The sequence below is a fragment of the Amphibacillus cookii genome (assembly GCF_016908375.1).
GTDB lineage: Bacteria > Bacillota > Bacilli > Bacillales > Amphibacillaceae > Amphibacillus_C > Amphibacillus_C cookii.
Window position 1 is genome coordinate 112,124 of record NZ_JAFBDS010000006.1, and the last position, 19,836, is coordinate 131,959.

Genomic DNA, 19,836 nt, shown 5'->3' on the forward strand with positions numbered 1-19,836 from the left:
CTGCATAATCATGTTGGTATCATTTAATTTGTAGAGCGTTTTTCATCAAATCGTTCCTTAGACCATTTAACTAATTTTCTTTTAAATAGAGCATAAAAAATAAGAAAGATTATCAGATTAACAACCATCGTTGGGATCATCCGATTCATAAGGTAATCAGTCATGTGCATTTGGGTTACATCAGTAGCGTAATAAATAAGGTAAAGTAGGAAATCTACCAACCCGACACCAACAAAGGCCAGTAATGATGCAACATAAAAGTTAGCATGTAACAACTTACGCATTCCGTGAACAAAATAGATAGAAATCGCATAGCTGAACATATACACGCCTAAAATATTTGTATAAACAGCATCAATTAAAAAACCAAATAAGATGGCGAAAAATAACGCGTAGTAGGTATTCTCTAAATCGTAAAACATTGTGAATAGTACAAGGAACAAAAAAACAGAATGGATGACAATTAACCATCCTAATTCATCAAATCGAGCAGGTATTAATTCAATCATTGCCCCTTGCATGACAAGCAAAAACAACAAAATAAGAGGAAGATAAACTCTAGACATTATTCCTCCTCCACTTCATCATTATCATTGATTGTTGGTAAACCACGATCAACAACAATAACATGGTTTAAATCACTAAGATTTGCTGAAGGACTGACATAAGCGATTTGAGTCAAGCCATATTGATCAGTTGTAACTTCTTCAATTGTCCCTATCTCTAAACCTTTTGGAAAAACTCCACCCAATCCCGAAGAAAAGACGGGTTCACCTTCAACCATGTCATCATAGTATTCAGTAAATTCTAATACTAATTGATCCCGTTCTTCATTATATCCCAAAATAAAACCACGTGCATCTTGGTCCCCATCAGTCAAATTCACATTAACGGCAATTCGATTCGATCGATCAAACCCATTTAATAAAAGAACACTTGAGGTGAACTGAGAGGCTGACTGCACCTTGCCAATCATCCCTTCCGCTGTAATCACAGCCATGTCAGGTTGAATCCCATCTTGTTTTCCCTTATCAATCGTAACTTGTTTGAACCATTGCTCAGGACTCCTTGCTGTAACGGTGGCCTGGATTGGTGTATAGTCAGTAATACTTTCTGTTTTATCCAAAAGAGCCATAAGCTCATCATTTTCATTTCGTAATTCTTTTACTTCGTATAGTGTTTGCTGATATTGAGCTAAATTCTCTTTTAAAACTTGGTTTTCATCATAAAGGTTACTCAGATTATTAATATTTTGAACAAGACGGGTTGTATAATTAACTGGGGCTAACACAATTTGTTGTGCCCATCCAACCGCATCATGAAAAAATTCTTCAACAGAAGATAGCTGATCACGGTCTCTTAGCGAAAAACCGATTAGACCTACTAAAATGATTAGACCTAACAAAATCGAAAACAGACGTTTTCTTCGAAAAAAAGACATAGCTAATCCTCCAATTTAATCCATAGTTGAACGCGATGCAATGTTAGGGTGTGATTTGAAATGCTCAATATATTCTAGCGCTTTCCCTGTACCAATAGCTACACTATCTAAAGGTTGCTCTGCTACAAATACTGGCATCTTTGTTTCCTCAGAAATAACTTGATCTAAACCGCGTAGTAGTGCACCACCCCCAGATATGACAATGCCTCGATCCATCACATCAGCAGACAGTTCAGGCGGTGTCTTTTCTAATGTATTCTTCACTGAATCGATAATAGCTGTCACTGTATCACGCAAAGAATGCGATATTTCTTCCGCGGTTACTGTAATCGTCTTAGGTAAACCTGTTAATAAATCACGTCCACGAATATCCATCTCATCAACTTCAGCATGATAGCCTGCAGATCCAATGTCCATCTTTATCGATTCAGCAGAACGCTCGCCGATCATTAGACTATATTTTTTGCGAATATATTGAATAATAGCCTCATCCATATCATCACCGGCCGTACGAATAGATTGGCTCGTTACAATACCACCTAAAGAAATGACGGCTACCTCTGTTGTTCCTCCACCAATATCTACAATCATACTACCCGTGGGTTCCCAAACCGGTAAGCCTGCTCCAATAGCTGCAGCAAAAGGTTCTGCTACAGGATAAGCCTCTTTCGCGCCTGCTTGTTTAGTCGCATCGATCACCGCGCGTTCCTCAACCATTGTAATACCGGATGGAACACAAACCATCACGTTGGGCTTTCGTGCAAGTGCAGAGCGATTTTTTTGTGCTAAACGAATATAATACTTCATCATAGCAGCCGTCGTATCATAATCTGCAATAACCCCATCCCTCATAGGTCTAATCACAGAAATATTACCTGGTGTACGACCAATCATATTACGCGCGTCACTCCCAACCGCCTCAATGTCACCTGTTGAATTATTTTTAGCCACAACAGATGGTTCTCTAACAACAATCCCTTTTCCTTTAATATAAACTAGCGTGTTCGCCGTCCCTAAATCAATACCTAAATCTTGTGAAAAACTAAATTTTGACACATTAATCGTCCTCTCTATCTTTTAAAAAGTAAAATATTCATATGTGCATGAAAATTTCACACAACGTTACTGTTGTTTTGATAAAATTCATACCCTTACAGCTTCAGAAATACCATTGCCCTCATTTATTCATGTCAGAGTCATGATGAATAATCTCGGATTGTAAAAAACTATTACTATACATTTTATCACAATAAGAAGCGCCTAACGCAAGAATTTTCTTGCCGTAGGGCGCTTACTTAGATAACTCGCCTATTTAATTATACGAGAAATTGTTAAAAATAGATAGTATTTATACATATCCTTTTTCTTTTAATGACACGAATTTATGATCACCAATCACTAAATGATCTAAAAGTTCTATGCCAATCATCTTCCCGCATTCTGCTAACCTTTTTGTAACATGGATATCTTCTTGAGATGGTGAAGGATCGTAGGGTCGACGTCATTTCGATGATATCTAGACACCTCCCTCAGAACCGTACGTACACCTTTAGATGTATACGGCTCGCCAGCTGATTTATATACATGAGTCATTTGCTTCATTGTTACATTTTTTTCTTCTAATATAGAGGCGGCCTTTTTAATTGAACAATTTTTTTTAACAGCAATTGTTCTTAGTAAACTTTGATAAGCGAAATGCAAAAATCGATTTAGTGGTTTGCAATTGTCAACGAGATCGTATAAAGGGACTGTCACTAGAAGCTCACGCTGATAAACATTAATAATCTCGCTAATCGATCGATGAATTAGATATCCTCTTGCTCTTGCTTTCCCTTGATGAAAATGACCATACTGAAACATCTGCGTTAATTTAATTAGCAAATGTTGAGGTATTTCAATACAGATTTTATTGTTTTTTTGATCACGTTTAACCTCAAGCCCATGAAGTTGGATTGGAACCGAAAAATGTTGGAAGTCAATAGCGTTCATGTGATAACCTGTGATGTTTCGCAAGTATTGATAGAGGTTAATAACCTTAACTTTAGTTGTAATTAGGCCTAGATAAGTAAATTGATCTATACAGAGGCTAAAAGATTCGATGAAAGAAGAAGCTTTTAATTTAGGGAGGATATAATTCGAAAGGTATATCGCTTGCAACAAGTGCAAATACCGATCGAATTCTTCTACTTTAAGTTGATATAAAACGCGAGTCATCACTTGTCTAAAGCGAATATCATCAATCAGATATTTGATGTTCTCCGCATAAGTTTCCAATCTGTTAAGCTTTGGTTTAAAAATAATCACCCAGCTGACATTAATCCAATCCCTTCTTAATTGGGTAAAGGGGTTGGAAGATAATCGAGATGTAATGAATAGCTGTTCGATAAGATAAATGACGGCTTCTTTAACCATGTCTCGCTTTTGTTTATTAAGACTAACAAAGTTGGCTTCTCTTAAAAACAATTGTTTTAAATGATCAATATTTTGATTTAAATCACTAGGCTTGTCAATGTCTTGCACACGCTCATTTAGCACTTGGAGCCAAAGTGCATCTTGATAGAAGAGTTTATAACAATGCTTAATATATTTTTTGGCTTTTATCCGCTCATGCATAACAACGATTTGTTTAAAAGGGTTGCTTGTCACCTTCATGACACCTCCAATCAAATCTGTTTGACCAGCCTATCCTCCTTTCCCATGCTAAACAGATTACCTGCAAACGTCGGGTACTATGAGGATTCCGTTACCTTATAGTGTGGCACTACTTAGGTAATCCCTACCTTACAGTTAATAAAAGATACATAATGGTTAGGTACTCCGTTCGACTGTCTCTTCACCTTAAAGAATGGCGAATAATCCTTATCATAAACACCATCTGGCGCGTGGTATTTATATTATTCACGTAAACAAACGTTACGATACCATCACATCCATTAGTCTAGAGTTCAAGCAGTTTAGCTTTTACCGTACATTATTTGACCAATCAAATTGACACCATGCTATTGTCCTCCATTGTGTTTCCACTAGAAGTAAGGTGCTGGTCATAGAATATGATAAGGAATTCTAAGTCATCTTTTGACCACTTTCATTAACTACAGTATAGGCGCACGCCAGATGGGGCGTTCTGAGTGGTCTACTTTTTAATTTTTTTATAGGTATGATACACATAACTATGGGGCGTTCTGAGTGGTCTACTTTTTAATTTTTTTATAGGTATGATACACATAACTATGGATGGTTATGAGCACATATAACGGAAGCTGCTGATCTTTTTACAGCTTCTCGATACACTTCTCGAGGATGCACGATACTAGCATTGAGACTGCCAATAAAGATGGTTTGTCGATGAATAATTTGATTCTTCGTGTTAAGAAAAAGCACAACGAAATGTTCTTGCTTTAACAAGCGCATGTCTTCCATAACAAAATCCGCACCATCTTCGGGGCACCGAACAACAAAGCGCTCTACTGCTTTTAATCGAGCCATTCTATTGCCAAATTCAATCGCTGCTAGAATTCCTACTGCTTTAACCTGCCCAATCCCTTTAATGGCCGTTAACTCTTCCAAGGTTGCTTCTCTTAGTAGCTCAATCCCTTCAAAATGATGATAAACACGTTTCGCTAGATCTTGAACTGTTTCTGCTTTGGTTCCATTTCCTAAAAGAATAGCAATTAATTCTTGATTGGAGAGGTGTGATGCTCCACATTCAATTAAACGTTCCCTTGGCCGGTCCTGTTTTGGGATATCCTTCATCGTTAAATGAAGTTCAGGCATAATGAACCTCCTTTCTTAATAGGTTAATTCTACTGTATACATAATTAAAAAAATTCACAACTGCACTCTTTTTACAATTACGGTGAATATATATTGATATATATACAAAAATCAGTTTGGTAATTGAGAAAAAAGACCAGCTAAAACACGATTTATTAATCTCTATCAACTAGCCAATTGATCATATATGAACCAAAGTTCAATCAAAAGGGTGGTGCTTTGACTAGAATTGATTTCTTGTAACAGTTCTTCCACTTGTTGATGAAATTGTAAAACTTGCTCTGATTCAGCATGATGATCAACCGTTAACCATTGCTGCCAATTTTGTTCCACTTGTTCTGTAATCCCCGATAAAGATTGTTGCCATAGTTCTGAGAAAGACGTTAACCACTGATATTCGTCATCTGTTACAGCCATATCATATTGGTCAGTTTGCCACTCTCGAATATAAGTATCTATGTCTAGTCGTTCTGCCGCTTGTTTTGCTTCAGATTCTGATTGATATACACCTACAAATACACGATAATCATTATCTGTTTGCCAAACAACAGCTGAATAGTCACGGTTGCTTAAATCAATTTGAAATTGTTCAGCTTGCTCTTGCATCGCAAAGGCTCCTGCTTGAATCACATAGGCCGATAAGCCGTCAAGTACTTTGAGATCTGCTGTAGAAGCTGATTGATTTTCTTGATCCTCAAACGAGTGTGTTGGCTCTTGGTTAGCTGCCGGTTCTTCTTTTTCACCTGTGAATATATAAATAAATGTCATGCCAAATCCCATTCCAATCGTAATTGCAGCAAATGCAGTGACGATAAATTTAACCCAAAACGTTTTTTTAATGATCGGTTTTTTTGATGAATGTAGTCCATAAGTATAAGGCTCTACGTCAGGAGGGTAATGATCCAGATCAGAAAGACTTGCTGCCGTTTCCTTAGTAAGATTCTCATCAATTGATACTTTACTTTGATCAGATAGTTTTATAGATATTTGTTTTTTCTTTTCCAAGTGCGTTCACTCCATTCCGTACTCTGTCATTACTCTAGCATGGAGAGAATAAAAAAAAACACGACCCTTGTCAGCAAGAGCCGTTAATTTCCCGTCAAAATATGTGATATTCTAATATATTAATACATTTTCATTATAAAAAGCCCTTATTGTTACATTACTCGAGACTTGATCGTCAAATGGTTGTTGATACTCCAATTGTATGAGTTCAACAAATCGCTCCATATCATTTAGCTCTCTAATGAAGGTATTAAATCCTTCTAGAGATACTGTTTCAAATGATAATTGGTAGTCGATTATATTTATTTGATGAGGATAATCGTCTTGCTCTAAAATAATAGGTTCTGTGCTTTTAGTGATACGAGTAATGGTCACATCTAATCGTTCTTCAAGCTCAAAAACAGAATCAATCAGCTGATCAACATTTTGCTCTGTCGGGAGCTGGCTACGTAGCTTTTCTGCTTCATCTAGCCAATCTTCTTCAGCTTTATCAGCTTTCAATAATTGATCAAGTAACCTTTGTTGTGTGGCTAGGACCTCTTCAGAATCTGTTAAGGATTGACGATCCTCACTTAATAACAAGCGGTTACCATAGTACCCAGTGGCTATTAAAAAGACTATAATTAATAAAAGATATAGAAAATAGTTTTTTTCCCATTTAATGATCATCCATAGCCACCTCGCTTAACTTAACATGATCAATACTTATAGTTAAATTCACTTGATAGTTCGCTTCGATTTCATTGACCAACTCCATTGCTTCGAGTTCAACAGCAGTTATGTATGCCAATGCTTGTAAATCACGGGTTAAAGTGGAGACAGCATTAGCATCTGTTAATTGTAACTCCAACAACAGATCACCTTGGATCGTATATCTAAAATCAATAATAACGGTTGCTGGATTATCAGGAAGTTGCTGTAAGATGTCATCATTTAAAAAGACCGTTGGATGTTTATTATCAACAAGGTTATCAAGGTCGCTAGCCAGCTGATCAACTTGATTAGCTAGTAAATTGACATGTTGTAAATCATTGATGATGATTGATTGTTCTTGAATAAGATTGTGGGTTATTTCATATTGCTTGTTTAATTGGATGGAAGCTAGTGTGAGATAGCCGCTTGTGATCATAAGACCAACTAAAAACAACCCAATTAATAAATAAGGTATAAGATTCTTTTTCTTCTTTTCAAAAAAGTTGATTTCAATCATGTTTATAACCCCTTATCGAAAGGCTGCTATGATGATTAGTCAAAGCCGGCACCCCTTTAGTCCTAAGCCATACAGCGCTGAATAATCTAATGGCAGACTACTTATTAAGTGAAAATTTTTGATTGGTAATGCAAACCGATCATGTAATTGTTGAATTAATTGTTCCATATCTGGAAAATCACCAACCACTAACATATCGGTCACTTGATCAAGGCCGTCCATTATTGAATATTGATAAAAATCCATAAACCGCTCAATCGTTAAAAGTTGCTCTTCAATAAATGTCTCTGCAGCTGTAGTGGATTGACGCCAAACTAATTGATGTTTTACTTGATCTTTTTCCCATGCTTGAAAAGCATTTGCAAAATGGATATGACGACTAAATCGCGGTAAATGATCATGAAAAACGGTTAACACCAAATCCACCTTGTTCCATTGAATCATGAGTAAATGCTCGCCTTTTCTAAACAAGTCTTGTTTTACATACGATCGATAAACACTTAAATAGGACACATCTGCCACTACGGGTTGCAAACGTAATTGATCAAATAAATGATAGTAAGGTAACAGCCTTTCAGACGGATAAGCAAATAATAAGATATCGTTCTCTTCATTGCCTTCTTGTAAGATTTGATAATCGAGGACTGGTTTTTTAAAAGGTAACCGAATACTACCTTCAAGCTGTAATTTTATATATGATTTTGCCTCTTCTTTATTAAGCTGACTCGGTATTTTTTCAAACCTCATGACGACAAAGCTGTCAGGAACAATAAATGATAATTTTCGGCGTCTCCATTTTTTCTGCTCAATTAATGTCTTTAACGTAAGACTTAACTGCTGCTCATTAACTATACGGCCATCTTCAATCACTGTCACATCAAAAATTACTTCACCGTAATCAACCACTTGTTCTGGCTTGTTGTCAGGGCAGACAAAGTAGCGAATACTTCGATCTGTAACTGTTAAGAAAACATGTAAGCTACTGAATAATTGCATATATTTCATCCTTTAGTTTAGTTATAATTCCGATTAAAAGAATAGTGATACATACCAATCGATCATTGCCTCTCCGTATATTAAAACCGTCAATACCGCTAAACTAATATAAGGACCAAAAGGCACTTTAGATTTCCGATCTACTTTTCTCATTAATAATAAAGCAATATTTGCCACCGCTCCATAAAACGTCGCAAGAAAGAAAACCAATAATATAGATTGGTACCCAAATACAATCCCAAGCAAGCCAAAATACTTCATATCACCAGCACCCATGCCGCCTTTACTTACCATAATAATAAACAAAATTAAACCAAAGCCAATAATGGCACCTAAGATCGGTGACCACCATGGTTCCAGTGGAACAAGAACACGCGCGCCAATGACAAATGGCAAGAAAAAGATCAGTATCTTATTTGGAATAAGAAAATAACGAGAATCGGTCACAATGATAATGACGGCTAAAGAGATAACTAAGAAAGCAACAATTAACTCAATAGACAAGCCAAAACGCCAATAACTCAAAGTAAAACTTATCGCTGTTAACCATTCAATTATAGGGTAAAGCTTACTAATTGAGTAATGGCATCCGCGGCATTTACCCTTTTGGATCACGTATGACAAAACAGGAAGTAATTCAAACCAACGTAACACCTTCTTACAGTTAGGACAATATGAACGATCTGATTGCAGGAAATTTTTTTGAGGGACACGTAAACCAACCACATTGTAAAAAGATCCTAGCACCAGTCCAAATATAAAGGTAACGATGTAATAAAAAAGGGCCATTGTCTTCTCCTAATAGAATGAAAGACCCCTCATGGAGGAGTCTACATGTTATATTTATTTGAGTTCTAACTTACCATCTGCATCTCTGTCAACTGTTCCAGAAGGTGCATCACCTTGTCTCAAGTCTAAATACCCTTCACTTATAAGTGTATCGACATCAACAGGTAAGCCATTCTCATTTTGAACTTCATAAAGTCTAGCTGCATCTAAAATCAATGCCACTTCCTGTTCATCTGCGTCACCTTGAGCGTTTTTAATAATATTTCCTATCGCTGGAATAGCAATCGCAACAATAATACCTAAAATAACGATAACCGCAAGCAACTCAACAAGTGTAAAACCTTTTTCACCCTTAAGCATTTTCTTCATTTGACTTAACATCTTATTTCCTCCTTAAAACAAGTGATATAAGTTTTGAATAAACTTAAAAGTTATTTATGGTGTCATTTAAAGTTATACAGCATAATCAAATGCTAGTGCTTTATCGACCATCTACACTAATTGCTGATCAAGAATAACATTGCAAGATGCTGTACGGCATGTCCCTATACGATCTAAGAACCCATTAAAAAAGACTCACAACATAAATAACCTTTATGATGCCAGCCGGTTGCACTACTAACTCCAATTTACCAAAGTGCCCAAATAAGGTAAATCTTCCTCGTTTCTGTTTTTTATATAATACTATTATACTAATGTTTATATATATTTGTCTACATATATACGTAAAAAAGATATATTATTTTCCTTCTTTTTATATATTTTCAAATAAATTGAACATCGGAATGACCACGGATAGGACAATAGACCCAACGATGAATGCTAGAAAGATAATTAATACCGGTTCAATCAGTGATTTCAACTTATCAGATGCTTCTTCTAACTCTTGTTCATAGAAGTCCGACACTTTCTTTAACATCGCATCAATAGAACCCGTTGCTTCTCCAACCGCAATCATCTGGGTAACAAGTTTAGGGAATACCCAATGTTCTTTCATCGGTTTTGTTAGAGATTCCCCTTCTTCTAAAGCCATTCTGCTTTCTTTTAACACCTCTTTAACAACACGATTACGAACAACATGTTCTGTTATTTCAAGGGCTTCTAAAATAGGGATTGAGCTATTTAATAATGAACTTAGGGTTTGACTCATTCTTGCTAACGTAGCTTTTTGAATAAACATACCAAAAATCGGTAGTTTTAAGTGTATGTGGTCAAATAAATAAGCAAATCGTTCACGTTTTACCAACCCTTTAATGATGATAACCGTTAAACTAATCATAATAATAAATAGCCACCAGAACTGTTGCATGAAATCACTAACATTAACGACAAACTGCGTATACGGTGGGATTTCTTGATCAAATGACAAAAACATATCAGTAAATATCGGAACAATAAAAGCAAGCAAGAACATTGTAATCAACAAAGCAAGTGTGCCAATCACTATAGGATAAGTCATGGCTGTCATTATTTTTTGCTTCAGTTGATGTTGCTTTTCATAATATGTTGCCATTCGTTCAAGTATTTCATCTAAGCGACCACTTGCTTCACCTGCATTTATCATACTTACTAATAATTCGGGAAATAACTTTGGATAGCGTTCTAAAGCACGAGATAAGGATTCTCCCTCTTGAATATGCGCCCTCACTTCAGTTAATCCATTTCTTAACGCTTTACTATTTGACTGTTCAGCTAATATTTCTGTCGTATCAACTAAGCTAATGCCTGCATTAACTAATGTTGAAAATTGACGAAGAAAAATAACGAAATCCTTATTTTTTATCAGACGACCTATATTTATATCACTATACAAAATAGGATTAAGTTTTTTGATTTTAAAAACAAGTAGACCCACTTGTTTCAATTCTATTAAAGCATCCTTTTCCGTTTCTGTTTCCACTTTACCTTTTGTTAATTTGCCTTCAAGTGTGCGCGCTTGATAAGCATAGATTGGCAATGCACTCACCCCCTTATAATGATGATTTCGTTAAAAAGGGATCAGCATCTTTTTGAAAGATGAGTCCTTCTTTAACCTTTCGCTGAATATCCATTTCAATCGTATGCATCCCTTGATCTTTAGAGGTTTGTAATGTATTTTGAATTTGGTGCATCTTTTCATTGCGAATTAAATTTTTAATGGCAGCATTATTTATCAACATTTCTGTCGCAGCGATCCGACCACTATGTTGGGCCATTGGGAATAATCGTTGCGAAAGAATGGCTTCTAAAACGTTTGCCAATAAGATACGGATCTGATCTTTTTGATTAGTCGGAAATACATCAATAATCCGATCAATGGTCGAAGCTGCATCTTGCGTATGGAGTGTTCCTAGAACTAAGTGACCAGTTTCTGCAGCCGTAATGGCAGTAGAAATCGTATCAAGATCACGCATTTCTCCAACTAAAATAACATCAGGATCTTGTCTCAGACAAGCGCGCAAACCTTTTTGAAAAGAAATCGTATCAAAACCTACCTCTCTTTGATCGATAATCGATTGATTATGCTTATGTAAGTATTCAATCGGATCTTCTAATGTAATAATATGACGATTCATCGAACGATTCATGTAATCGATCATAGCTGCCAGCGACGTGCTTTTCCCACTTCCCGTAGGTCCCGTAACAAGGACCAATCCATGGGGCTTTTTTACAATGCCCTTTAATATTTGGGGTAAACCTAAGTCATCAATTTGTGGAATCTGAGTAGGAATGACCCGAAAAGCCATGGACAGATTACTACGCTGATAAAAGATATTGACGCGAAATCGAGACACACCCGGCATGCCATGAGACAAATCTAATTCTCGTTCTTTCTCTAAGTGTTCCCACATCTCCTCAGTTACTATAGATTTCGCCATATTTTTTGTATCTTCAGGCGTTAATACACGACTTTCGGATGGTACTAATCGTCCATCGATTCGAAAAATCGGGACAGAACCTACGGTGATATGTATATCTGAAGCATTTTTTTGATAGGCTGTTGTCAATATATCTGATAACTGGTTCATTTTACTTACACCTCTAGTCTTCAATTGCTACACGCATTACTTCTTCAATCGTTGTATCTCCTTGTTTCACTTTTATTAAACCATCATCCATTAAAAAACGCATCCCTTGTTGACGAACATGTGCTTTTATTTCCGACATACTTGCCCGATTCATCATTATTTTTTTCATTTGATCATCGATAACCAATAATTCATGAATAGCCATACGCCCTCGATAACCAGTACCCCGACAACTGTCACAACCTTTACCTTCACTTACGCGTTCTATAGCTATATCACGTTTGGAAAATAATTCCCTTTCCATTGGGGTAACGGGTCTTGTCTGCTTGCAATCTTTGCAAACTTTTTTAACCAATCGTTGTGCCATTACACCTGTAAGTGAAGAAACAACCAAATAAGGTTCAATCCCCATATCAAATAAGCGTGGAATCGTATCAATGGCGCTATTCGTGTGCAGTGTACTAAATACAACATGTCCTGTTAACGAAGAACGAATGGCCATTTCAGCTGTTTCTTTGTCTCGAATTTCACCAAGCATAATAATATTAGGATCTTGCCGCAAAATTGAGCGTAATCCAGTAGCGAAAGTTAAGCCAATCGTTGGATTGACTTGCACTTGATTAACCCCTTCTAATTGATATTCAACCGGATCTTCAACCGTAATAATATTGACATCCTCTTGGTTCAACTCATTAATAGAACCATATAAAGTGGTTGTTTTCCCTGATCCTGTCGGGCCAGTTAATAGAATCAATCCGGATGGTCGATTAATCAACTCTCGATATTTTTCTAAGGTTTGTTTAGTTAAATCAAGCTCAGTAAGTGTTTTGAAAATATTTGTTAAATCTAGCATACGTATAACCACTTTTTCACCAAAAACAGTGGGCAATGTTGACACCCGTAAATCGATTGGTTTCGCATCGATAACTATTCGAATTCGCCCATCTTGCGGACGGCGTGTTTCAGTGATATTTAGATTTGCTAAAATTTTAACACGAGCAATAAGGGCGTTTTGCATGCGTTTGGGCAATGTTCTTTCATTACGAAGCATACCATCGACGCGATAACGAACAGCTACTTTACCTTCACTTGGATCTAAGTGGACATCACTAGCTCTGAGCGTCATGCCCGTTTGTAGTACTTGATCAAGAATGCGAACCGCCGGAGCCTCTTCACCTTCCACTTCTTCCTCATAGTCTTCTTCCATGTCATAATACTTGTTGATCGCTTGAAGAATATCTTCCTTTGTCGCAATCACGGGTTTAATCTCAAAGCCTGTTGCTAACTCTAAATCATCAATCGCATAATAATCAAGCGGGTCATTCATTGCCACCGTTAAAATATTTTCATGCTGTTCAATTGGCAATAATATATTTTCGCGTGCAATTTCTTTTGGAATCAATTCCATAAGTTGTTCATTAATAGGAAAACGATACAATGAAACACTTGCAATTTTCAAGTGAATCTCTAATACCTCAATTAATTGTTTTTCAGTGATATAGCCTTGTTCCACTAGTGCATCGCCCAGTTTTTGACGATCTTTTTTATTAGCTAGGACGTCAAGAATCTCTTTTTCAGTTATTAAACCTTCTTCTTTTAACACATCGCCTAATTTTCGTTTATTTCGAATAGCCATTTCAATAGCCTCCTATCCTAGTCGTTTTGTTCAATTGGCGGTTCCTTAGTAATTAAGTCTACATCAACATCTTGATCGTCATTTGGCCGGCCTGGTATAAAGATATCTAAATCTCCCATTAATTCAATACTTCCACCACCATTTCCACTAATCGTGTCAACGACAAAAAAACCTTTTGTTGGCACATTATTAGGTATTAACGTGGCATAGGGAGCGATTAGAACAACACCATCAGATGTAGAATTAAAGATGATTTGATCTCCTCCTGATATAACAGAGCCACTTATAGTGGATCCATAGGCAAACTCTAAGTTAGCCTGTTTCACAAAGAGAGAACCTTCAATATTTCCATTAATGATCGGCTTTCGGCTATTTTCATAATAAATTGTAAACGTGCTTTCTTCTTCACTCGTAATATTAATATGATTAGCCAAACTTATGTGATTTTTTACATAGATGTTCACATGTCCGTTACCGTTAATGACTAGATCACCATTCAGTGACAAGTCATCAATGACAATCTCTCTATCTTGTCCAGCTGTGTCTAAATACAAAGATTTACCATTACCAACTTGCACTTTATTAAAAGCATAATTGTTATTTAGCTGTAGAGTATATGAATCAATATGGTATGTTGTAACCAATAAATCGCCATCTTTAATGACATCGTACTGATTCCAAGGCTCACTTTCATCACCATAACGAATGTTTTCATGCTGGGTGTAACTTGGGATATCAGGAAAGGCATTCACATAATCTTCATATCCCTTAAAATCTGATGGGGGGTCATCCCATATTAATGGTTGCTCACTATAAACGACGTCCCCTTTTAAAGAAGCATCAATGTTCATTACATTATTGTTGGATGGATTTAAATGAATATCTTGAGTAATACCCGCATGCTGTGTCGTAATGATATTACCCTGCTTCCCTCTAAAATAAGCAGTACCATTTAGTTGAGCCCCAGCTCGTATACTAAAAGTATTCGTTTCACTTGCCACAGCATAAAGATTACCTCTCATCATCCCACCATTTGTAAAACTGATTGTATTCTGCTTATTTGCATTTAAATAGGCATTTCCATACATCTCACGAATTTGAAGGTTAATATTGTTTTGAGATTGAGCATATAGATTACCATTTATTGTGGAACCGGCACCTAATTGAATGTTTACATCATGATCATCACTACTTAAGTAAATATCACCATTTAAATTCACACTTCCACTTAAATTGATTTTACTTCTAACAAGCGCTAGCATATCTTCTGGTATTTCAGGGAATTGAGGATTAGACCCACTATCTTTTGGACTCCAATTCACTGTAAATACTTGCTCAATCGATCGATTTCTTGATCCAATTTGGCCTTTAGAAATGATCTTGTACTGCCTAGGGTTGTGCTGATTTATTTCTATAATCTCTATTTCTGCCAAAGGTTCTTCTCCAAAATGGCTTTCAAAGTTTTTATAAATGATTGCATCTACTTTTTCGAAAATACGCTCATTCATCTTTTGATAAAACTGCTCTTGGGAATGATACACATCATAAGCCTGCTCTACGATCCCCTTGATTTCTGCATAAGCTTGGTTTACCCCTGCCTCCGCAATATAGTAAGTAGATTGATACTCTCGATCGGTTGTCGTTAATTTAACATTAGCAAAAGCTACCGTAGCTAAAGCAACACCAAGTATTGACAACACAACTAAGGTCATTAATACAAATAGCAGGGTTACCCCTGACTCTTCATTCATTAGTTTTTTCAAGTTGATCACCTACTTTCTATAATAAAGGGTTGTGCTGATTTCAGTTACACGTCCTTGCTTATTTGCAGTACTTTTAATCGTTATGTCTGCACCATTTTCTGATAAGGTTAAATCAAATATTTCTATTGCATCACTTAATGGCTGATCGTTGCGATAAACGGTATCTCCATGATGCCGATAACTATGGGTTCCAATTTGCCATATCCCTTCAGATTGAGATACAGATTCGGTAGTTACTTTACGTAAATCAGTGGTTAACTGACTTACTACAAGCCTTACTTCACCTTGTTTATCTATTTGATCGGTTTGCTGATAAAATTGGCGTTGTCCAAATAAATGAGCAGAACCAATTAATACAATCATAATCGACATTATCGCTAAAACACCCAATAACTCAACAAGTGTAATCCCTTGTTCATTTTTAATCACCGTTATCTCCTACCTCATCAAAAAATAAATTGGTCTCTATTTGTGCTTGCTGCTGATCGTTATCACTATATACTTTTACAATTAATTTATATAAATTTTCTAAAATGACACCCGCGTTATTTCTTGTAGGTTCTATATATATTGCAATCCGAAAACCATCGTATGATTGGATCATTTTTTCAGTATTTTCAAGTGTTTGATAATGATCAGATTGATGGCGCAAATCATCAATTAGCTGCTGATAAGTGATTGTAGTTGATTGAAAGTAAATCGATTCTATTTTTTCTTGAGCTAAATAGGACGCATCAAACATATCTTCTGATACTTTAGTTGTACGTGCTGAGTTGATAAAGAAGGTAAGAAACGTAACGACAATCATTGAGAGAATAGCAATAGAAGCTAACACTTCTACTAAAGTCAGACCATCTTGCCGTGTAAACATGTGTTTAATCATTTCCTCACCCCTTTTAGTACTGGTATGCTGCCACCTTATTACGTCCTTCTCGTTTTGCCCCGGTATACATGGCTCGATCTGCCAGTCGAATTAATTCATCAAAATGGTCAGTTTGATCAGGATAACTTGCTACACCTAGACTGGCGGTCAAATTCAATTTAATTGTTGTTTGATGATTAAGTATATGATGACGGCAAATGAAATCGGTTTGTTCTATTAAAGAACGAATCTCCTCTGCCAACTTAAATCCTTTAGCGTGCTTGTAATTCGGTAGAAAGATAATAAATTCTTCACCACCATAGCGCGCCACTTCTACATTTACATGCTTTTTCAGGTAATCTCGAATCAAGTCTGCCACTTGGACTAACACTTCATTACCACATTCATGCCCATATTGATCATTAATCATTTTAAAATAATCAAGATCAATCATTATTAAAGAGCATTCTCCACTTGGTGATATCTCGCCATAGTCTGTTAGAACTTTTTCAAAATACCTAAGGTTTGGCAAACGCGTTAGATGATCAGTTTGACTTTTCAATTCAATGCTTTCATAGTATTTTGCATTGTCAAGAGCAATTCCAAGATAAGGATTGAGGACGGTAAAGACTGACACAAGGATGCTTGAGAAAACATACCTTTGCTTAGCAACAATGACGATAACTGCAACAGTTTGATAGTTTTTCTGGATAGGCATCACCATCATACTTTCTCCTGTATTCGCTAAATCATTAGTTACGAGATGTTCCCACCTTTTCGCTTTGTGGTAAACGGTTGTCTTCCCATAATTTACAGCCTGTTCGACAATAAAATGACCATTGCGTTCAACGACACTTTCTTCAAGAACTGATTCTTGTTCATGATTCAAAAGCCTAATCCTTTTATATTGATTTCCATGAAATAATTCATAAATCACGACCGTATTAGCAGGGAAGATTTTTGGCATTGTACTTAAATACGTTTTCAGAATATTATCACGCGTGTAATAACCCGTAAGCTTATGTGCAAGCTGATTAATTTGGATTAAATATTGATTCGTTGTTTTACTTTGATAATACAATTTCAAACTAATCGAAATGGCAACAATGGGAATACTCATCATTAAAATACCTACCGTATTAAAAGATTGATAAAGGTAAACTAAAACAATCCCTGAAGGTATGGTATAGCCCATAATAAATAAAGAGAAATAAAAACCTTCCCCCAAAAATGCAACCTCTTGATTATAGATAAAACGTTTAATTAGGAATAAAATGATTTGATTGACTAAAAATGCAATGAACATATAGATTAATAATTGCAAAATATTATGGTTTAAAAATTCGAGACGTTCAGGCAAATAAGGTGATGAGAGATAATAAGCCGATGCTGAAGTGAGTGACACTGCAAGAAACATTAATAAATTTAGTGGAATACGGTACCCGTCATGTTTACTTATTTTAAGCCTAATTAACACAAAGATCATTGCTAACTGGGTAACAATGATTTCAATAAATAATCCAAAAATCAGAAAAGTTGCCAGACTAACACTATTAATTAAAAAAATCGGTGTTTTATTAATCGTAATGGGAAATAGAGCAACCATAACAGCTAGCAGTAAAAAAGCACTAAAACTAAAGCGATCAAAAGAGGTGTCGACACTATAATGATGGTAAAGCCAGCTAACTACTATCGGCCATATCAATAACCATGCCAGCCATATTCCCGCTTGCTTCTTTTTCTCGATCATTTTTTATCCACCCCATTTGAAACCTAGCCAATCACTCTATATAAGAATTATAGATATAGTCAATTATAGTGGTTTATATCATTAAGAGCAAGACTAATTACTTAAAATATTGGCGGACTTTTCCAACAAAAGTTAAAGATCCCGTTACAAATGTCATAGATTGGGTTTCTTTTTTATAGATCATTTGATCCAGAAGTTGCTTCCAATCAGATGCCATTTTTTTATTTTTATGACGAGAAAATTTATATAAATTCTCTGCAGTTTCTGCTCTTTCATGGTCAAATGTTGTAAATATAATCTGATCAAAGCTATTATCTAATCTTTCAATCATAGCTTGAATGGGCTTATCACTAAAGGCACTGAATATCAATGTTTTTTTCTTATCAGCATACAGCGTTGCTATCGTGTCTAAAAAAGCTTTAATACTAGCAAGATTATGTGCACCATCAATAATAACTACGGGATTAAAATGCACTTGTTCAAACCGGGCAGGAATGACAGCTGTCGCCAATGCTTTAGGAATAACAGCTTGTGAAAGTGAATCATTAAAAAAATCTAACAACATGAGCGCTTTTATCGCAAGCCCAGCATTATGGATTTGATGATCCCCTTTCATTGATAAGCGAAACGGAATGGTCAGTCCATGATCTTTATAAATAAAGTTATTATCCTGTTTGATCATTTGGAAGTTTTCATTAAAACGATAAACCTTTGCCTCATTTTTCTGAGCGGTGTCATGAATGATTTGAAAGGCTTCCTCTGATACTTGTCCAACTACAACAGGACGATGAGGCTTAATAATGCCTGCTTTATGGTTAGCAATTTCAGCCATCGTCTCACCTAAAAATCTGGTATGGTCATAATCAATTGACGTGATCACCGAAACAAGCGGATCAATACAATTTGTAGCGTCTTCTAGCCCACCCATTCCAGCTTCAATAATGGAAAATTCTGCTTTATCAGCAAAGAATTGATAAGCAATGGCAACGATAATTTCAAAATTACTAGCTGGATTATTGAATTGATCAAGCGTTGCAAGTACATGATACAATTGATTGGCGTAGTATAGATAGGATTGATTTGATATGGTAGCGCCATTAAGCTGAATCATCGCTTGTCGATTGGTTAGGCTCGGTGATGTGAATGTTCCAATTCGATAACCAGCTAATTTTAACGTATCCGCTAAATAAACCGTTGTCGATCCCTTACCATTTGTACCCGCTACATGTATGGCTTTTATTTTTTTCTCCGGATGTCCTACCGCTCCAAGTAAACGATGCATACGATCTAATCCAGGTTTTATTCCAATTTGCTCACGATTATCTAAAAATTCCTCGAAACTTTGAACTGATCTAAACATAATAAATAAACTTCCTCTCCGTCATTGATATCCTATAAAACGCACCTTCCATCAGTGGGGTAGTCCTCTCCCACTGATGGGTAGTTGAGTGAATCAGGTCATTATCGTCCGTTAACTTCCGCCTAAATAGATAAGCTCTACTCTCGATTTTGAGGTAGGCGGTTTACGGACGCTTATCTGTGATAAATTGTACCGAAAATAGCGCGATATGAAAAGTGAATGATGAAATGATTTATGTTGTT

General features: G+C 36.1%; 19 protein-coding genes, 1 pseudogene and 1 riboswitch. All 20 genes and pseudogenes read right to left on the reverse strand.

Translation table 11 applies throughout. The features are described from left to right. Nucleotides 1–23: 23 nt before the first annotated feature. Nucleotides 24–566 carry a rod shape-determining protein MreD gene (mreD, locus tag JOE23_RS10055; RefSeq protein ID WP_204438121.1) on the reverse strand — a complete coding sequence of 181 codons (543 nt, stop codon included), beginning with the start codon at nucleotides 564–566 and terminating at the stop codon, nucleotides 24–26. Beyond that, the gene (mreC, locus tag JOE23_RS10060; RefSeq protein ID WP_204438122.1) at nucleotides 566–1,441 is read right to left on the reverse strand and encodes a rod shape-determining protein MreC; all 876 of its coding nucleotides are present in this window, start codon (nucleotides 1,439–1,441) and stop codon (nucleotides 566–568) included. Before mreC ends, mreD begins: the two co-directional genes overlap by 1 nt. A gap of 15 nt (nucleotides 1,442–1,456) precedes the next feature. Then, nucleotides 1,457–2,497 carry a rod shape-determining protein MreB gene (locus JOE23_RS10065; RefSeq protein WP_204438123.1) on the reverse strand — a complete coding sequence of 347 codons (1,041 nt, stop codon included), beginning with the start codon at nucleotides 2,495–2,497 and terminating at the stop codon, nucleotides 1,457–1,459. A 292-nt stretch (nucleotides 2,498–2,789) separates the two neighbouring features. After that, nucleotides 2,790–2,930 (reverse strand): annotated as a pseudogene (locus JOE23_RS10070) (JAB domain-containing protein); the annotation flags it as partial. Beyond that, complete coding sequence (locus JOE23_RS10075; protein ID WP_204438124.1) at nucleotides 2,885–4,087, reverse strand: hypothetical protein; 1,203 nt, start codon at nucleotides 4,085–4,087, stop codon at nucleotides 2,885–2,887. The pseudogene JOE23_RS10070 and the gene JOE23_RS10075, both read right to left, overlap by 46 nt. Nucleotides 4,088–4,669: 582 nt before the next feature. Continuing rightward, the gene (gene radC / locus JOE23_RS10080; RefSeq protein ID WP_204438126.1) at nucleotides 4,670–5,215 is read right to left on the reverse strand and encodes a RadC family protein; all 546 of its coding nucleotides are present in this window, start codon (nucleotides 5,213–5,215) and stop codon (nucleotides 4,670–4,672) included. Between the two features lie 165 nt (nucleotides 5,216–5,380). Further along, complete coding sequence (locus tag JOE23_RS10085; protein ID WP_204438127.1) at nucleotides 5,381–6,220, reverse strand: SPOR domain-containing protein; 840 nt, start codon at nucleotides 6,218–6,220, stop codon at nucleotides 5,381–5,383. Nucleotides 6,221–6,331: 111 nt separating this feature from the next. Next, the gene (locus JOE23_RS10090; RefSeq protein ID WP_204438128.1) at nucleotides 6,332–6,889 is read right to left on the reverse strand and encodes a hypothetical protein; all 558 of its coding nucleotides are present in this window, start codon (nucleotides 6,887–6,889) and stop codon (nucleotides 6,332–6,334) included. Beyond that, nucleotides 6,879–7,430 (reverse strand): hypothetical protein, encoded by a 552-nt coding sequence (locus JOE23_RS10095; RefSeq protein ID WP_204438130.1) that lies wholly within the window; start codon nucleotides 7,428–7,430, stop codon nucleotides 6,879–6,881. The genes JOE23_RS10090 and JOE23_RS10095 overlap by 11 nt, the downstream gene beginning before the upstream one ends. Before the next feature lie 39 nt (nucleotides 7,431–7,469). Then, on the reverse strand, nucleotides 7,470–8,426 hold the full coding sequence (gene pilM / locus JOE23_RS10100) for a type IV pilus biogenesis protein PilM (RefSeq protein WP_204438131.1): 957 nt from the start codon (nucleotides 8,424–8,426) through the stop codon (nucleotides 7,470–7,472). A 33-nt stretch (nucleotides 8,427–8,459) separates the two neighbouring features. Next, a complete protein-coding gene (locus JOE23_RS10105) occupies nucleotides 8,460–9,215 on the reverse strand; it encodes a prepilin peptidase (RefSeq protein WP_204438132.1) in 756 nt (251 codons plus the stop codon). A 54-nt stretch (nucleotides 9,216–9,269) separates the two neighbouring features. Beyond that, nucleotides 9,270–9,596 carry a competence type IV pilus major pilin ComGC gene (locus JOE23_RS10110; RefSeq protein WP_204438133.1) on the reverse strand — a complete coding sequence of 109 codons (327 nt, stop codon included), beginning with the start codon at nucleotides 9,594–9,596 and terminating at the stop codon, nucleotides 9,270–9,272. Between the two features lie 214 nt (nucleotides 9,597–9,810). Next, nucleotides 9,811–9,892, reverse strand: a riboswitch (cyclic di-GMP riboswitch). Between the two features lie 77 nt (nucleotides 9,893–9,969). Further along, nucleotides 9,970–11,181 carry a type II secretion system F family protein gene (locus tag JOE23_RS10115; RefSeq protein WP_338021908.1) on the reverse strand — a complete coding sequence of 404 codons (1,212 nt, stop codon included), beginning with the start codon at nucleotides 11,179–11,181 and terminating at the stop codon, nucleotides 9,970–9,972. Nucleotides 11,182–11,185: 4 nt separating this feature from the next. Continuing rightward, the gene (locus JOE23_RS10120; RefSeq protein ID WP_204438136.1) at nucleotides 11,186–12,223 is read right to left on the reverse strand and encodes a type IV pilus twitching motility protein PilT; all 1,038 of its coding nucleotides are present in this window, start codon (nucleotides 12,221–12,223) and stop codon (nucleotides 11,186–11,188) included. A 13-nt stretch (nucleotides 12,224–12,236) separates the two neighbouring features. After that, entirely contained in the window at nucleotides 12,237–13,859 is a 1,623-nt protein-coding gene (locus JOE23_RS10125; RefSeq protein WP_204438138.1) for a GspE/PulE family protein, read from the reverse strand. A 17-nt stretch (nucleotides 13,860–13,876) separates the two neighbouring features. Beyond that, entirely contained in the window at nucleotides 13,877–15,622 is a 1,746-nt protein-coding gene (locus JOE23_RS10130) for a pilus assembly PilX N-terminal domain-containing protein (RefSeq protein WP_204438139.1), read from the reverse strand. A 9-nt stretch (nucleotides 15,623–15,631) separates the two neighbouring features. Next, nucleotides 15,632–16,051, reverse strand: coding sequence for a PilW family protein (locus JOE23_RS10135; RefSeq protein WP_338021909.1), 420 nt, complete (start codon nucleotides 16,049–16,051; stop codon nucleotides 15,632–15,634). Next, nucleotides 16,044–16,505 carry a type IV pilus modification PilV family protein gene (locus tag JOE23_RS10140; protein WP_204438140.1) on the reverse strand — a complete coding sequence of 154 codons (462 nt, stop codon included), beginning with the start codon at nucleotides 16,503–16,505 and terminating at the stop codon, nucleotides 16,044–16,046. The genes JOE23_RS10135 and JOE23_RS10140 overlap by 8 nt, the downstream gene beginning before the upstream one ends. Nucleotides 16,506–16,518: 13 nt before the next feature. Further along, nucleotides 16,519–18,234, reverse strand: coding sequence for a sensor domain-containing diguanylate cyclase (locus JOE23_RS10145; protein ID WP_204438142.1), 1,716 nt, complete (start codon nucleotides 18,232–18,234; stop codon nucleotides 16,519–16,521). 97 nt (nucleotides 18,235–18,331) lie between these two features. Further along, nucleotides 18,332–19,594, reverse strand: coding sequence for a bifunctional folylpolyglutamate synthase/dihydrofolate synthase (locus tag JOE23_RS10150; RefSeq protein ID WP_204438144.1), 1,263 nt, complete (start codon nucleotides 19,592–19,594; stop codon nucleotides 18,332–18,334). Between the last annotated feature and the right edge of the window lie 242 nt (nucleotides 19,595–19,836).